Raw genomic sequence first — 15972 nt, forward strand, 5'->3', positions numbered from 1 at the left:
TCTCCGAAAGGCGCACGAGGAGCGCGATCCTGTAGGATCGGGGGACGAGTGGAACGCAGCGGAGGCCGAACGGAGGCTATGAGCGCCGATCAGACCGATTGTCCACACGCCCTAGAGCGACATCCGAAGCTGGACCGTCCACCGGCGACCCGGCAGGCCTCGTTCGCGCGGGAGGCCGTCTGTGTTGGGCGAGGATCGCGTCCAGTCGTAGGCGTTCGTGCGGTCGAGCACGTCCGTGACGCCCACATCGAGGCGTAGCTGGGTGGGTCCGAGCGCGTGCTCGGCATAGACGCCGAGGTCGAGACGGACGTCAGCCGGTAGCTGGGCGGTGTCAGGCTCGTCCAACTCTGCGCGGAAGCCTGCATCCAGCAGAGGAGACGAGACGTCGGGGAGATAGTCGTAGTAGGCACTGCGATAGCCCCACGTGCGCCCGACTGCGGCCTGACCGAGTGCACGCAGTCCGACCGCGTCCAGCCCAAGCCCTGCGTCGAAGCGCAGGTCAGCGTCCCCGCGAAGTCGGTGGGGCGCGGACCAGGGGACGACGAGGCGTTGCCCGTCATAACGCCCGGGCACGGTACGTTGCGCGTCCTCGAAGGCATACGACACGCCTCCGCGTAGCCTCGACCCGTGGTAGTCGAGCCGCAGCCCGCCGCCAACCGTGCGCCCCGTCGCGCCCGCAAGGGCGTCGCGATCGTCGGTGACGAGTTGGCCGTCTACGTCTCGTGCAGCTTGCAGCGCAGGCACGTCCAGCGCGAGCACGCGGCCTTCCCACCGCGCAAACGCCTCGATACGAAACGACCACGTCTCACTGGGCATGATGAGCGCGTCAGCAGCTAGGTGGAGGGCACGGGGTGGTGCGCCTTCGGAGACGGGGAGCCAGAACAGCAATTCAGGAGCAATGGCGGCCGGGCCTGGGTTGCGGAAGGCAAAGCCGTTCACGAACTGCCGATAGAGGCCGCCTGCTAGCCGGAGCGCATAGGCGCCCACTGCGCCGGTGCCGTCGTAGCGGATCGCACCGCGAGGCTCGGCGTAGAGCGTCTGAGAGGCGGGCACATACGTGAGCCGCGTGCTACCCTCCAACGTGGTGCTGAAGCCGAGCGTGGCACGGGCTTCCACGGTCCCGTAGACGTGCCAGGCGTCAGAAGCAAGGGCGAGCGGCGCGATGAAGACATGCCCCGCGTCGAAGCGGGCCCGGGTGTAGGCGGCACCGAGGATGGCCCGCACCTCGCGGCCAGGCGCGAGGCTGAGGCTGCCATCCACGTCGAGCGCCAACTCGGTTAGACTGTGGGCGGCGTTCCCGCCTTGGCCCTCCGCAACCCGGCCGAAGAGCACATCGGCGGTCGCGGCCGCATCGGCAGGATCGAGGGCGCCGCGGTTGAAACGGTAGTCGTAGCCCGAGCGGTGGTACGCACCGCGAGCCTGCACGCCGACCACGCCGCGCGCACCCACAAGCCGACGGGCACGTGCCTGGCCCGCCCAGTTGCGCCAGTCATATTCGTCGCGGAACGCGAGCACTTCAGCAGCCTCGGTTCGGGTCACCGCGCGGTCGGCATCGACGTGGTTGCGCGCGTGGTAGCCCGAGACGTGGACGGTGGAGAGGGCATCGGGACGAAAACGCGCAGCAGCGTGTAGGTCGGTGAAGGCAACGGTGGGCCTGTAGGCGACCCCGGCAAGGTCGTCCGCGCGAACGTCATCGCCGAGCCACAGACTCGTGAACACGGGGTCGGTCGCGCCCCACTCGCGCAGCATCGTGCGCAGCCCCGCTTCTTGGCGCACGTCCCATAGGCTCTGCCGCAGGGCCACCATCAAGGCGCCCGATCCGAGGCCAGGGAGCGCGATTGGGGTGTTCACGCGCGCGTTCGTGCTCACCGGGTCCGCTGTCATGGCCACGGCCGGGCCGGTGTCGAGGCGGTGTGTGAGTTCCACGACGCCGGTGAGTTGGCTGCCTAGCGCCCCGCTGAAGCCCGCCTTATGGATCGTCATGCGGTCCAGGGCGAGCGGGCTGAATGCGCCGAGGTGGCGGCCCAGCGCCACGGGATCGCGGACAGCCACGCCGTCGAGAAGGACGAGGTGCTCCGTGGCGCTTCCCCCTTGCACGTGGAGGTCGGCGACGGCAGGCACCGCAGCGACGCCCAGGAAGTCTCGAGCGCCCGCCATCACATCGGACGTGCCCACGCCGGTGGATGCAGTCGGATGCCCTGCTAGGTCTCGCTCGCCAAGGCCGAGGAGCGCCGACGGGATGCGTTGGGCGAGCCCGTCGACGACAACGGGTGCAGCCTCCGCGGGGGCCCCGTCGAGCACGACTTCGACGCGAGCAGCCATGCCAGGCTCTACGAAGATGGCCTGCGGTCCCGACGGTGCGTAGGCGACGTGGGTGGCTACGACTTCGTAGCGACCCGGCTGCAGGTCGGCGAACGCGAACAAGCCGTCCTCGTCGGCAGCTGTGGCGAGAGACGCATCGGCGAGCAGCACGTGCGCGAAGGGGAGAGGCGCACCCGTGCCAGCGTCGACCACACGCCCCGCGAGCCGGCCCGAAAGAGGCTGCTGGACGGGCGCCTCGATAAGCACGTAGGTACCTGCCGAGGTCCGCACGAAATCCAGGCCGCTGCCGTCGAGGACGCAGCGGAGGAGGTCCTCGGCCGTGGCATCGCTCGCCGAGCAATAGACGGACTGATCCGATGCCAACGCCGACGGGTAGACGAGGTCGATGCCGGTGAGACGGACGACCTCAGACAGGGCCGTCGTCACATCGGCGCCGCGTATCGTGAGCGAGTAGCGCCCGGCATCGGATGTATGCTCCTGCGCAGCGACGGGCGGGACGAGCAGCAGTGCCACGAGCGCGAGGGCGAGACGCAGGCTCATCGTACCGTCGGTGACACGTGGAAGCCACCGTGGCGAGGTTCGACGCGGAGCCCGGCTGCGAGAGCCAGGTCGTTCATGAGGGCCTCCGCCGAGCGCGGGCCGAGGTAGAGCGTCAGCTGTCGGTCAAGCGGGACGTTCGTCGCCGTCGAGATCGTGACGCCGTAGCGGCGCTCCACGGCGCGGAGCACATCGGCGAGCGGCTGCGCCTCGGCCACGAAGCCGCCGTCGCGCCACGCAAGCGCCCGATCGAGCGCGACAGGCACGGGTGCCGTCGGAGCGACGACGCCCTCGTTGGCGCGCACCACGGTGGCTTCTCCGGGCGCGAGTACGACCGTGGTTTCGGTGTTGCCCGCGTTGACCGCAACCGACCCCTCTTCCAGCACGACATGGGTCGCAGCGTCTCCATCGTCGGCGTATGCCTGCACGTTGAAGCGCGTGCCAAGGACCGTCATCTCCGCGTTGAACGTTGTCACGACAAAAGGCCGCGCGCCAGACTCGACCTCGAAGAACGCTTCACCGTTGAGACGCACGGCGCGTGTGTCAGCCTGCCGGAAGCCGAGGGCCCGGAAGCCCGACGCATAGGTCAGCGTCGTCCCACCGCTCAGCGTGATCGTCGAGCCGTCGGGCAGCGTGGCTGCGACCTGCTCGCCGGGAGCAGCGCGCAGCGTGACTGCTTGCTGAGCCCACCACTGGCCGAAGGTCAGCGCCGTGAGCAGCACCGCCGCGATACCGACGCCCCAGCGGGCTCGCCTACGTCTACGCGGGGTGCGGATTGCAGGACGGTCCGCACGAACACGTGTCGCTGAGGAGGACGCTGTGCCGGGCTCGTCCAGGCGGCGCTCCAGGTCGGCCAGTGCGTCTTCCGTGGAGGGGATGCCGCTGAGATTGGGCGCGGCGGCAGCGAGTGCCTGCCACAGGCCCGCAGCTCGGTCTGCTGCGTCGGCATCGTCGTAGGCGTCGCGAAGGTCGGGTGGGAGATCAGGCTTCATTGCGGTCACGGTACGCTGAGGTGTCTCATCGAAACGACAGACACGGAATCAGCAGATGCGAAGTCGGGTGCTGCACGCTCGGCAGGGGGCATGGTCGTTAGGCTCGATCAGCAGCATTGAAGGCGTCGAGTCGGGCTTGGATCGTCGCGAGGCCGCGGACGATGTGGTTATTGACAGTCCGCGGCGCGCAGCCCATCACAGCCGCAGCCTGATCATGGCTCAAATGCTGAAAGCGGGTGAGCGAGATCGCCTCGCGCTGGCGGTCAGGTAAGTCCGCCATCCATGACCGAAGGCGAGCGGCGAGCCGGTCAGCGTCAACGCGCTCGACTGGAGCCAAGGAGGATTCATTCTCAAGGCGGATGCTGTCGTGCTTAGCCCTTCGGCGGCGGCGGTTGCGTTGGAGGTTGAGGGCGCGGTTGCGTGCCATGCGAAAGAGCAAGCCCTGGATCGGCTGGCTAGGGTCGAGGTCGGTCCGCATCTGCCACAACTTGAGGAAGACATCCTGCACGAGATCGTGCGCCGCAGCGGCATCGCCCGTGAACGAGGTGGCGTACCGAACGAGCGACACGCGAAGGGTACGGAACAAGTCGGCGAAGGCCGCGCGATCAGACGCTCGGATACGGCGGCAGAGTGCCGAGAGCGTGGGATCGTCCGTCGAGGATGGGGGGGTAGGAAGCGGGGCCACGTAGCGTGCTGACAGTGGGGAAGTCGCAAGGAAAGCACCACAGCAGCAAGGTCTGACCAGTCGCCAGTGAAAAAAAGTGGGGACCCCCGCACAGCGGGCGTCCCCGGTAGAAGGCCAGTGTGGCAGGCCGGGAAACTACGGGGTATCGCCGTAGCCTCCATAGCCCCCTTCGCTGCCGGTTGAGCCGCTGTCGGCACCGCCCCCGGCGATGCTGTCGGGCGCGGTCTCCGTGCCATTGTTCACGGTGACGAAGGTGCCAGGCGTGGGCTGGCTGATGCCCTTGGTGTCGCCCCGTACCTCGTCGGCGAAGAACGTGTAGAGCGGCCAGCCTTTGAAGGTCAACTGCTGGCGACCAAACACATCGATCACGCCAAAGTCCGCCTGGTCGTAGGCGCTAGGAACTGCGCCCGCCTCGAAATAGAGGGGCCAGATGCCATCGTTGCTGAAGTCGGGTGCCGTGAAGTTGTTGGTCGCGTTGGCGTCGCCCGTAAAGCGGTAGAGCGTGATGCCAGCCGGGTCGGTGAGGAAGCGGCTGACGGCGTCGCCAAGCGTACCATCTTCGAGGTAGTTGTTGCCATCCGCGCCAACGAGTTGTTTGCGGGCTACGAGCACGCCATAGTCCGGCTTTGCGGCGAACCAGACGCCACCGACGCCGTCGCCGAGGACACTGCGCGGGGACTCGACCTGGCCGTTGCCGTCGGGCGAGAAATTGTAGAGCGGCCAGCCTTTGTAGGTGATCTGGCTGAGGCCGTCGGGGCGAGTGATTTCGTCAAAGTCGGCAGGGTCGAGGCGCGGGTCGAGGATCAACTCCTCGACGAAGTAGACGGGCCACGTGTCGAGGCACGGGCCGAGGCAGGCCGGGGTGCCGTCGGGCTCGTTGGCGAAAACATAGAGCGTGCGCCCACGGTTGCCGATGAGCACGTCGCCAAGGTCGGCGTCAGCACGAATGACGACGCTGCGCTCCACAACACCGTCTTTGTAGTCACAGCCGACGAGACCTGTGGCGATCAGGAGCAGCGCAAGGCTGAAGTGCGCACCGCGAAGAGAACGAAATAGCATGGAAGGATCGAAGTAGGGATGGAGGTAAAAGCGCTGGGCGTCTGCGCGCCCGTCGCTTTACCAGACCCGGACATGCGGGCAGTGACCAGTCTCTATGTAGGAAAGAGAAAAAGACGACAAGTGATGGGAAGCGATGCATGGATCGCGGACCTTCACAACACTGGGAGGTAGTGGAAAACGTCGTGGTAGAGGCATCCTCGCTTTGAGGCCTTGCAATGCTAGGGGAGGGCGCTGGTCGTTATGAACGATTTGAGAATCGTGGGAGGAAGACAGCACGCTAACAGCTAGGGAATCACGCAGGAGCTATATTTGGACTCGATCTAAATAAGTGTCTACGTCCTCTCCATGTGGCGCCCCCCATCTCTCCGCGCGGTCGTTCTCGCCTCAAGCTGCGTGCTCGCACTGGCCACCTTCACCGGCTGCGGCGACGACCCGCTTCTCGCTCCCACTTCGACTGAAACGTCGGGGGGGAGCTACGGCCTGCTTGGCTTCGATCCGCCTTTGGACAATACGATGGCGGACTCTACAGCCACTGCCCCTGGAGCGAGACAGGAGCCTCCTGCCTCGAATCCTCGCCAGTTCTAGCGAGCGTCCTCCCTCGCGAGGTTCACACTCCCTGATGCCCCCGGTGGTGTCGGCCTTCTCTCGTACCCCACACCCAGGTTTCGTGCGTCCTGTCATTCCCTGCGCTCGCTTAATCACCCTGCTCGTGCTCCTAGCCGTGTGGTGTAGCACGGCTGCGTCCTCCCTGGCGTTCTCGGCGAGCATGTCACAGCTGAAGGACGCTCAGGTGACGGGTAGGGTCGTAGAGGCTGGGACCGGCACGCCTGTCGTCGGTGCCACGGTCACGGCGGTGAATGCAGGCTTCCGAGGAGCGGCAACGGACGTTGAGGGGCGTTTTCAACTGACTCTTCCCGAAGGACGGGTCGTCCTCGAAGTGCGCTCCATCGGCTTTGCCACGAAGCGCATCGTCGTGGTTGCGGGCAGCGATGACGCACGCGGCCTCCGCATCGACCTGGACGTGGCTGCGGTCGAGATCGAAGGCATCGAGGTGCTCGCGACGCGGGGGCAGGCCTATGAGCGCCTCCCGGGCACCGCGACCCTCGTGAGTGCCGCCGATGTCGAGCAACTTCAGCCGATTGGGACGCAAGAGCTCTTGGAATTTGTCCCTGGCGTCAACTCGGCGGCGGACGACGGCTTCGGCAACGCGCGGCTTTCGATCGGCATCCGCGGACTCAACCCGCGCCGCTCCTCCCGCGTGCTCGTCCTCGAAGACGGCATTCCGATCCAACCGGCCGTCTACGTCTACCCCAATATGTACTACAACCCGCCCGTCGAGCGCATCGACCGGGTGGAGGTCATCAAGGGAAGCAGCACCATTCGCTACGGCCCGCAGACAATGGGGGGCGTGATCAACTACATCACGAGCCGTCCGCGTCAGTCGTTCGGCGGCGAGGGCCAGGTCATCGTCGGCGAAAACGGCTATGTGAGCGCCTTCGGCGAAGTCGGTGGCTTCGGAACGCGCGACTTCGTTCCTGAACTCCAACTGCTCGCCAAGCGAGGCGACGGCTTCCGCGAGAACAACGGCTTCTACCAGCTCAACGCCACCGCGAAAGCCACCATCCGTGTCAGCCCACAAAGCACACTCTTCCTCAAGGCCAACGGCAACATCGAGGACTACGGCGCGACCTACACCGGCCTGACTGAGTTCACGTTCGGCGACGACGCGACCTTTAACCCAAAGGACGACGACACCTTCCTGGTGCGCCGCGCCGCGCTCGACGCGATCTACAACCGTGCGCTCAGTCCGCGCCTGGCCTCGCTCACGCGTGCCTACATCAATGTCTTCGACCGCCGCTGGTGGCGCGAGAACGACGTCTTCATCCGCGCAGCCGACCTCGACGCGTACAACCAGGACCCGACCAGTGTCACGTTTGTGAGTCCGTTTGCCATCACGGATGCCTCCGAGGTGGTCCGCGTGGGCAACGGGCGCAACAACTTCGGCATCCTGCGCACCTTCTACGCCGCAGGCGTCGAGCACACCTACACTTGGCAGCATAGTCTGCTTGGCGCCGCCTCGGAACTCGAAGCAGGAGCACGTCTCCACGTCGAGCGCTTCGTCGACGACCGCGTGCTCGGCGACGCCACGGATGCGCGCGAGGGCGTCTACACGCAGCCCGACGAGGACGACCCAGATACGGAGGTCATCGCGACCAACCCGGCGGCGGGGGTCGTCGCTAAGGCGCAGAACTACGAGACTGCAGCCCTCGCAGTGTTCGCGCAACAGCGGATGACGTTTGGGTCGCTCCAGGTCACACCGGGCGTCCGCGTTGAGGCGTTTGAGCAGGAGCGCGTGGATCGGCTTCAGGGTAGCACGCTTGATGACAACACGACGCTCGTGGTGCTCCCCGGCATCGGCATGAACTACCAGATTGGCGCGACGAATCTGTTTGGCGGCGTCCACCGCGGCTTCACGCCGCCGTCGAGCGGCGCGCTCACCATCGTGGACTTCGGCGGAGCCGCCGACGAGGGGGGGCTCGACGTGGAGGCTGAGAAGAGCTGGAATTTCGAGCTCGGCGTCCGCACGGCCACGCCGCTCGTAGCCGCCGAGGTGGCGGGCTTCTTCCTCCACATTGATGACCTCGTGGCAGCGGGCCGGGGTACGGCCTTCCGCAACCTGGGCAGCGCGCGCACCTATGGCTTGGAGGTAGCAGGTACCGTCAACGGCGGGGTCCTTGGTCCCCTTCCCACACTCCACCTCGCCTACACGCTACTCAACACGGAAGTGCTTGACGGCGTGATTCCCTCGGCGCTCTCGAACAACGCCCTCGCCGACCTCGAGGGCAACGAGTTGCCCTACGCGCCGCGCCACACCGTCGCCGTGGGTCTCTCGCAGACCGTGCGCGGCGTCACGGCGCGCGTCGATGCTCGCTACGTGAGCGAGGTCTTCACCGACTTCGAGAACCTTGATTTCACGACTGGGCGCGGCGACACCGGCCCTGTCCCCGACTACGTAGTGCTGAACGCAAGCATCCGCGTGCCTGTGGGCGACCGCCTCGTAGCCCAACTCACCGGTAAGAACCTCCTCGACGAAGTCTACATCGGCTCGCGGCTCCACTCGAACCCACGACAGGTGACGGCCAACGCGAGTTCGGGCATCCTGCCTGGCCCTCGCCGTCAGCTCAACCTGAGCCTCAAGTACCGCTTCTAGCCCTCTCAAGTATTCCGTGCGTGGCGTCCTACCGTGTCGTCCCACGGACTAGACCCCTCATCGGGTCCACCCAGCGCGCCATCCGGCCCGTGAACCCCATTCGATCCAACTAACTCCACGCTACGCATACCCATGCGCTTCAACACAACCCTACCTACGCTGGTGCTGCTTCTGGCAGCGCTGGTCTTTGTCGGCTGCGACAGCGACGGCTCCGACGACCCAGGCCCGGACCCGGGCAACGGCCTGATTGACGTCCCGGCGACTTACAACTTCACCAGCACCTTCGAGGGCCAGGAGAGCGAAAGCTCCGTCGACATCGGCGGCATGGTCGTCCGCCAGCTACTCCTCCAGGACCTCAAGTCCACGATCGACGCCCTCGCCAAGCCGGGCGCCACGCCGATCACGGTCGCGGAGCTCAACGAGATCTACGACTATGACGACGACGGCCGGGCCATCCTCTCGGGCGTGCCGGACGGCCTTACCCGCGGCGCGACGACCTACGAGGAGATCTCGACCGGCAAGAACCTCCGCGGTCGCAAGGGCGCCGACGCCACGCTGCTCTACAGCGCCGGCCTCGTCGGGGCTGCGGACGTCACCGTCAACGACGTGATGCAGGCCTACTTCCAGATCATCGCGGACAACTCCAACGACCCCGCGAAGCTCGGAACGCCGGCCGTCTACACGACCGACGACGGCGTGGACCTCACCCAGATGATCAACAAGATCCTCATCGGGGCCATCCTCTTCGACCAGCTCTCGAACAAGTACCTCGCCGACATCCTGGACCGGGACAACACGGAGCCGCGTGACGAGGGCAAGCCCGACACCGAGCAGGAGCACCGCTTCGACGAGGCCTACGGCTACTTCGGCGCGGCGCGGAACTACCGCACCTACACCGACGACATGCTCGCGGGCGGCGTGACCGACTTCGCCCAGGACAGCAACGGAGACGGCGTGCTCGACTACACGACGGAGTACAACTTCGGCATCGCCCGCAACGCTGGGAAGCGTGACAAGGGCGGCGTCGGCGTCAACTTCACCGAGGAGATCTTCGAGGCCTTCCTGCGCGGCCGCACGGCGGTCGTCAACGGCAACCTGACCGAACTGGCTGCCGCTCGCGAGGACGCCTCGCAGGGCTTCGAGAAGGTCATCGCTGCCACGGCGGTGCACTACATCAACGACACGCTCACGGAGATGGAAGGCCTGACCCAGGCCGAGGTCGACGGCAAGAACGACGTCAGCCTCAACAAATTCTGGGGCGAGATGAAGGGCTTTACCTATGCGCTCCAGTTCTCCTACCGCGGCGACGGCGGCTTCACGGGCGGCGCGCTCAACATCATCAGCCTGAGCGATCTCCAGCAGATCCACGCGCTGATGGGCAATGCGCCGGTCTACGCCCTCCCGGGCTCGGCTGAGTACGACGCCTACGTGGCGGACCTCAACCAGGCCAAGGACATCTTCCAGGCGGCGTATGGCTTCTCGCAGACCAACATGGACCAGTGGTAGGCCGTGCCTGCCCTGCCCATAGCTGAGGCAGCCCCGCCGACACCTCCATCGGCTCCGCGCGTCCCGCCGTCTTCGCGATGGCGGGGCGCGTGGCGTTGGGGTGACTCGACATCAGACCTCTGTGCCTGGGTCGGTCTGCTCGCCGTGAGCCTGACGACGCGCCTGGCCACGACGGTCACCTACATCGAGGACCCCGATAGCCTCCGCTTTGCCCTCAGTGTCGCCGATGGGTTCGACTTGGCTGCGCTCCAGCCCCACTTCCCGGGCTACCCGGTCTTCTGGGGCGTGGCGATGCCGCTCTTCCTTCTCACGGGCCGTTTCTCGGTGGCGTTTGCTCTCGTGGGCGCGTTTGCCACAGTCGCCCTCGTTGGGGCCGGGCTTGCGCTCCTGCGTATGCCGCTGCGCTCGGTGCGCGGCGCGGCATGGGCGCTGGCGGTGCTTGCGTGCCCGCTCGTCTGGCTCATGGGCACGCGCTACATGCCCGACCTGCTCGGTCTCGCGGTTGCGCTCGCCACCGTCGCCTGCGTGCTGCATGCCCTCGAGTCACGTAAGCGGTCGTACGCACTTGCAGCGGGGTTACTTGCGGGCGTGCTGGCGGGGTTGCGGCTCTCGTACGTGCCGTTCGTGGTACCGCCGTTGCTGGCGCTAGCGGTACGCTCGCGGCAGAGCGCGCCGCTCATCGCCGCGGGCCTCGTGTCGGTCGCGGTATGGCTTGTCCCGCTGATCGCTGGCACGGGCTGGACGCCGCTCGTGGATGCCGCGTCTCAGCAGACGGTGGGGCACTTCACCGAGTTCGGGGGGACCGTCTACGCCGAGGACGCGGGGCTCGGGCTGCGGCTGGTGCACGCTGTCGAGTCGGTCTGGGCTGACGGGCTAGGCGGGTGGTGGCTGGGACGTCACCTGCTGACCGGGTTCGCCAGCGCGAGCCTGCTCATCGGCCTGGTCGCGGGTACCCGCACGGTCGTTTTTGCGGCGCACCGCAGCGCCCGAGCACGGCACACGCTGATCTGGCTCGCGGCCTCGGCGGTGACCTACGGCGTGTGGATGGTGCTCTTTCAGAACGTGATCTACAAGAGTCGTCATGCGCTCCCGCTCATCGCGCTCGTGTTGTTGGTCGTGGCCGTTGGTTGGGCACAGCTCTGGCAGAAGCCGGGGCGCTACGCGCGGGTCCGGCGCTGGGCCGTGGCACTTGGGTACGGCGCGGTGGCGACCGTGGCGATCACGCTGGCCGTGCAGCACCGGCAGCCGTCGGCTATCGCGCAGGCGACGACGCACCTCCATGCCTTCACCGCTGGGCGTGCCGATCTCCACATCGTCACGACGCCGCTCGTACGCTACACACTAGCCTCCCAGGGCGTCGAGGCGATCTTCCTCGACCCCAGCCTCGAAGCAGACCGCGGGCGCCTTGCGCTTCTACAGGACGTACCGGTCGTGTCCGTGGGTGCGCCGCTCGGTGCAGCGATAGGCGAAGGATGGGTCCTCGCCGAGGCGAATACGTTCTACCATAACCCCTACGTCAACCGCATGTGGGCCGCGTTGCCGGTGTATGTCTACGCTCCGTCACACAACCCCCTCTCCGATGCGTGACCCGGTGCACATCCTCGGCGGCGGGCTCGCTGGGCTAGCAACCGCGTACTACGCACAGCGGCACGGCCTCGCGCCGACGGTGTTCGAGGCCGCGCCGACGCTGGGCGGCAACGCGCGGACCTTGCGCTTCGAGGACGCGCTGGTGGACACGGGTGCCCACCGTCTTCACGACAAGCACGCTGGGGCGACGGCGGCCTGGCACGCCCTCCTCGGCGATGCGCTGCGACGCGTAGAGGCTCCGAGTGAGATCCGCTACCAGGGGCGCGGCATTGCCTTCCCGTTGCGCCCACTTGACGCTGCCCGGCAGCTCGGGCCACGAACGCTGGCGCGCGTCGCCGTCGAAGTCCTCCCACGTCTGCTGCGCCGGTCAGGGCCTCCGGCTACGTTCCGCGACCTTGCGCTTGACCGCTACGGGCCTACGCTCGCCGAGTCCTTTCTGCTCAGCTATTCTGAGAAACTGTGGGGCCTCGCCGCCAATCGCCTGGACCCGCAGGTGGCAGGTGGGCGGCTGCGCGGGCTGACCGTCGGCACCTTCCTCCGCGAGTTCGCTGGGCCCCGTACCGCGACGGCTCACCTTGACGGGGTGTTCTTATACCCGCAGCACGGTTTCGGCATGCTCGCCGACGCGCTTGCAGAGGCGGTCGGCCCGGATCACCTCCGCACGAACGCGCGGGTCACCCGCGTCGGGTACACATCCACAGACGAAGGACGAACCGTCCAGGCAGTTGTCGTCAACCATGGGGCGCCGGTGCCTGTGACGCAGGTCGTGTCCACGCTGCCGCTGTCCCTCCTGCTCGGCCTGCTCGACCCGGCACCGCCCGCGGCCGTTCGGGAGGCCGCGGCGAGACTGCGCTACCGGCATGTCCGGCTGGCCATATTGCGGCTGGGCCGCCCCAGCTATTCGTCACACGCCTCGCTCTATTTCCCCGAGCCGTCGCTCCCATTCACGCGGCTCTACGAACCGAAGAACCGCAGTCCGGAGATGGCTCCGTCGGATCGGACTGCGCTGGTCGTGGAGGTACCATGTAGCGCGAGGGATGCCTGGTGGACCCACGACGACGAGAGCTTCACGGAGGCGCTGCTCGCGCACCTTCGTCGTGCGCTAGGGGCGCGGCTCGACCCGGTGCTGAGCATGCATAGCCTCCGGCTCCCGCACGCCTACCCGGTGCTAGAGGTTGGGCACCGAGTCTACGTGGAGCGCGTGCAGGCATACCTCCGCCGCTTCACGAATCTCACGCTCGCAGGGCGGGCCAGCACGTTTCGCTACCTGCACACCCACGACCTGTTCGCAGAGGCCGAGTCGTGGGCGTCGAGGCACGCGGCGCTGCGGTCCGTCGCGCGATCACGCACGGGAACGAGGCTGCGTGCCGAGGGCTAGTGCTGGACGGCCCTCGAAGGTGTGGCCAGGGTGCACAGTTGTCCGATCCTGCGCGAAGCACACCTGGTGCATCCCGGGGAGAAGACGGTCGTAGCTCCAGAACTTCTCGGCGCTAAAAAAGCAGCACCCCTCCTTCCCATGAGCGAGCTGCACGCGTCTGGCCTCTGTGTCCTGACCCCACCTCGAACCGCCTGCCACCCATGCTCCGCAGCTACTTCACCGTCGCGTGGCGCGCGCTCCGTCGCCAGCCCGGCTACGCGTTCATCAACATCTTCGGGCTCGCCATCGGCATCGCGTGCTTTGTGTTGATCGTGCGCTACGTGCAGGACGAACTCGCCTACGACCAACACCACGCCAACGCCGACCGCATCTACCGCGTCGTCGAGATCATCGAAGGCGCGGAGGAGTCGGCCAGCCAGCCGCTGCCGGTCGGGGAAACGATTTGGACGGACCACGACGCGCAGGTGGAGGCGTCGGTGCGGTTTTTCAACCTCCAGCAGCCAACGGTCACGTTCGAGTACCGCCCGCCCACGGATGGCCTCGTCGGCGCAGACAGTGCCGCCGCCGTGCAGGCGGGCCTGATCCGCCACAACGAGGCCCGCTTCTTCTTCGCCGACTCGTCGCTCTTCGACGTGTTCGACGTGGAACTGCTCGCGGGCGATCCGAGCCGCGCGCTCACCGAGCCGATGACGCTCCTCATCACGCCCGCCATCGCGGCGAAGTACTTCGGCGAGGACGACCCCATCGGGCAGACGCTCACCTTCGAGGGGCAGGGGCAGTTCGAGGTCACGGGCGTCGTCGCGCCGCAGCCGGACCAGTCGCACATCCAGTACGACATCCTCGGCGCGTTCGTCACGTTGAACCAGTGGATGGGGCCGAACCTCACGGAAAACTACTACTGGAACCCGGCCTGGACCTACGTGCTGCTCCGCGGGGGCGTCGCGCCGACGGCGCTGGAGGCGCAGTTCCCGGCGTACGTGGACCGCTACTTCCCCGACTTCATCAAGGCCGACGTGCGGCTCTACCTCCAGCCGCTCACCGACATCCACCTCCGCTCGGCACTCGACTTCGAGATGGCGCCCAACAGCGACATCGCGTACGTCTACATCTTCTCCGCGATTGCAGTCTTCGTGCTGCTCATCGCGTGCATCAACTTCATGAACCTCGCCACGGCGCGGAGTGCACAGCGGGCGAAGGAGGTCGGGATGCGCAAGGTGCTCGGTGCGGAGCGGGGGCAACTCGTCCGGCAGTTCCTCGGCGAGTCGATCCTGACAACGCTCGCGGCGCTCGTGCTAGCCGTGCCGCTCATCTTGCTGCTGCTGCCGTTCCTGAACGAACTCGCGGGCAAGGCGCTGAGCGTCAACCCCATCGAGCACCCGACGGTGCCGCTGAGCCTTCTTATGGTCGTGCTCGTTGTGGGCGTGCTCTCAGGGCTGTATCCGGCCGTGTTCCTCTCCGGCTTCCGCCCGGCGAAGGTGCTCAAGGGCGACCTCCGCGTGGGCAACCTCAAAGCGTCGGCCGTCCTCCGGAAGGGCCTCGTCGTGGCGCAGTTCGCGCTCTCCATCGCGCTCCTCGTCGGGACGTTCGTCGCGTTCCAGCAGCTTGGTTACCTCCAGTCGAAGAACCTCGGCTTTGAGGAGGAGCAGGTCGTGCTCGTGCCCACGCAGCGCTCGCCGATCATCCAGCAGTACGACGCCTTCCGCAGTGCGCTCCAGCAGCACCCCGGCGTGCTCGCCGTGACGGCGACAGAGGACGTGCCCGGCAGCAAGTACCAGACGAACTCGTACGGCCTCGACGGCCAGGAGGACCGCGTCCAGTTCCCCCGACTCTTAGTCCACGACGAGGTTGTGGAGGCGCTCGCGCTCGACCTGGTCGCCGGGCGTGGGTTCTCGCAGGACTTCGGCACCGATTCGTCTGCCGTGATGGTCAACGAGGCGATGGTGCGCCACCTCGGGTGGGAGAGCCCGGAGAACGCGCTTGGCCGCACCTTCGACGACCGCACCGTGATCGGCGTGACCTCGGACTTTCACTACACCTCGCTACGCACGCCCGTGGGGCCGTTCGTGCTCGACCGCTTCGCGGCGAACAACTTCGGCTTCTTCGGGCGCTACCTCGTCATCCGCCTCGACGCGGGCAACCCCACGGCCGCGCTCGACCACATCGCGGCCCAGTGGGCGGCGTTCGTGCCGGAGAAGCCGTTTGAGTACACCTTCCTCGACCAGAGCCTCGCGCAGCTCTACCGCGCGGAGCGGGCGCTCGGGCGCGTGGCGGCGGGCTTCGCGCTCTTCGGCATCCTCGTGGCGTGTCTCGGCCTGCTGGGCATGGCGAGCTTCACCGCGGAGCAGCGCACGAAAGAGATCGGCGTGCGCAAGGTGCTCGGCGCGAGCGTGGGCAACCTGATCCTGCTCCTCTCGCGCGAGTCCGTGCAGCTCGTGCTCGTGGCGATGGTGGTCGCTTGGCCGCTCGCCTACCTCGGCCTCACGCGCTGGCTCGACTCGTTCGCCTACCAGACAAGTCTCAGCCCGATCCCGTTCGTGCTGGCGGGCCTGATCGTGCTCGGCGTGGCGTTCGGGACGGTGAGCCTGCAAGCCCGACGCGCTGCGATGACGGACCCCGTAGCTGCCATTCGGCGCGGGGAATAGGGAGGTGGTTGCAGCGGTATACTTCCACGTATGCGCTGCTTCCACCCGTTCCC

The 15972-nt window shown here is 66.9% G+C and carries 9 protein-coding genes; 5 read left to right on the forward strand and 4 right to left on the reverse strand.

What is annotated here, in order from left to right; translation table 11 throughout:
* Positions 1 to 111 precede the first annotated feature (111 nt).
* From AAFU51_18330 to AAFU51_18345, 4 genes are all read right to left on the reverse strand, one after another.
* Complete coding sequence (locus AAFU51_18330; GenBank protein MEO1573210.1) at positions 112 to 2862, reverse strand: carboxypeptidase regulatory-like domain-containing protein; 2751 nt, start codon at positions 2860 to 2862, stop codon at positions 112 to 114.
* On the reverse strand, positions 2859 to 3851 hold the full coding sequence (locus AAFU51_18335; GenBank protein ID MEO1573211.1) for a FecR domain-containing protein: 993 nt from the start codon (positions 3849 to 3851) through the stop codon (positions 2859 to 2861). The genes AAFU51_18330 and AAFU51_18335 overlap by 4 nt, the downstream gene beginning before the upstream one ends.
* A gap of 97 nt (positions 3852 to 3948) precedes the next feature.
* Complete coding sequence (locus tag AAFU51_18340) at positions 3949 to 4536, reverse strand: sigma-70 family RNA polymerase sigma factor (protein ID MEO1573212.1); 588 nt, start codon at positions 4534 to 4536, stop codon at positions 3949 to 3951.
* Positions 4537 to 4671: 135 nt separating this feature from the next.
* Positions 4672 to 5595: a hypothetical protein gene (locus AAFU51_18345; protein ID MEO1573213.1), complete on the reverse strand. Its 924-nt coding sequence runs from the start codon at positions 5593 to 5595 to the stop codon at positions 4672 to 4674.
* A 766-nt stretch (positions 5596 to 6361) separates the two neighbouring features.
* Between AAFU51_18345 and AAFU51_18350 the strand changes: the two genes are divergently transcribed.
* The 5 genes from AAFU51_18350 (at position 6362) to AAFU51_18370 (ending at position 15919) form a co-directional block, all read left to right on the forward strand.
* Complete coding sequence (locus tag AAFU51_18350) at positions 6362 to 8806, forward strand: TonB-dependent receptor (protein MEO1573214.1); 2445 nt, start codon at positions 6362 to 6364, stop codon at positions 8804 to 8806.
* Between the two features lie 132 nt (positions 8807 to 8938).
* The gene (locus AAFU51_18355; GenBank protein MEO1573215.1) at positions 8939 to 10312 is read left to right on the forward strand and encodes a DUF4856 domain-containing protein; all 1374 of its coding nucleotides are present in this window, start codon (positions 8939 to 8941) and stop codon (positions 10310 to 10312) included.
* 144 nt (positions 10313 to 10456) lie between these two features.
* The gene (locus AAFU51_18360) at positions 10457 to 11899 is read left to right on the forward strand and encodes a hypothetical protein (GenBank protein MEO1573216.1); all 1443 of its coding nucleotides are present in this window, start codon (positions 10457 to 10459) and stop codon (positions 11897 to 11899) included.
* Positions 11892 to 13277: an FAD-dependent oxidoreductase gene (locus AAFU51_18365; GenBank protein MEO1573217.1), complete on the forward strand. Its 1386-nt coding sequence runs from the start codon at positions 11892 to 11894 to the stop codon at positions 13275 to 13277. The genes AAFU51_18360 and AAFU51_18365 overlap by 8 nt, the downstream gene beginning before the upstream one ends.
* A gap of 200 nt (positions 13278 to 13477) precedes the next feature.
* Complete coding sequence (locus AAFU51_18370; GenBank protein MEO1573218.1) at positions 13478 to 15919, forward strand: FtsX-like permease family protein; 2442 nt, start codon at positions 13478 to 13480, stop codon at positions 15917 to 15919.
* The last annotated feature ends 53 nt before the right edge of the window (positions 15920 to 15972 follow it).

The organism is Bacteroidota bacterium (assembly GCA_039821555.1).
GTDB lineage: Bacteria > Bacteroidota > Rhodothermia > Rhodothermales > Rubricoccaceae > JBCBEX01.

Bases quoted from the DNA above. Each gene is read 5' to 3' on its own strand.
- AAFU51_18370 (MEO1573218.1), top strand. From the start codon at position 13,478: ATGCTCCGCAGCTACTTCACCGTCGCGTGGCGCGCGCTCCGTCGCCAG.
- AAFU51_18330 (MEO1573210.1), bottom strand. From the start codon at position 2,862: ATGAGCCTGCGTCTCGCCCTCGCGCTCGTGGCACTGCTGCTCGTCCCG.
- AAFU51_18350 (MEO1573214.1), top strand. From the start codon at position 6,362: ATGTCACAGCTGAAGGACGCTCAGGTGACGGGTAGGGTCGTAGAGGCT.
- AAFU51_18365 (MEO1573217.1), top strand. From the start codon at position 11,892: ATGCGTGACCCGGTGCACATCCTCGGCGGCGGGCTCGCTGGGCTAGCA.
- AAFU51_18345 (MEO1573213.1), bottom strand. From the start codon at position 5,595: ATGCTATTTCGTTCTCTTCGCGGTGCGCACTTCAGCCTTGCGCTGCTC.
- AAFU51_18355 (MEO1573215.1), top strand. From the start codon at position 8,939: ATGCGCTTCAACACAACCCTACCTACGCTGGTGCTGCTTCTGGCAGCG.
- AAFU51_18335 (MEO1573211.1), bottom strand. From the start codon at position 3,851: ATGAAGCCTGATCTCCCACCCGACCTTCGCGACGCCTACGACGATGCC.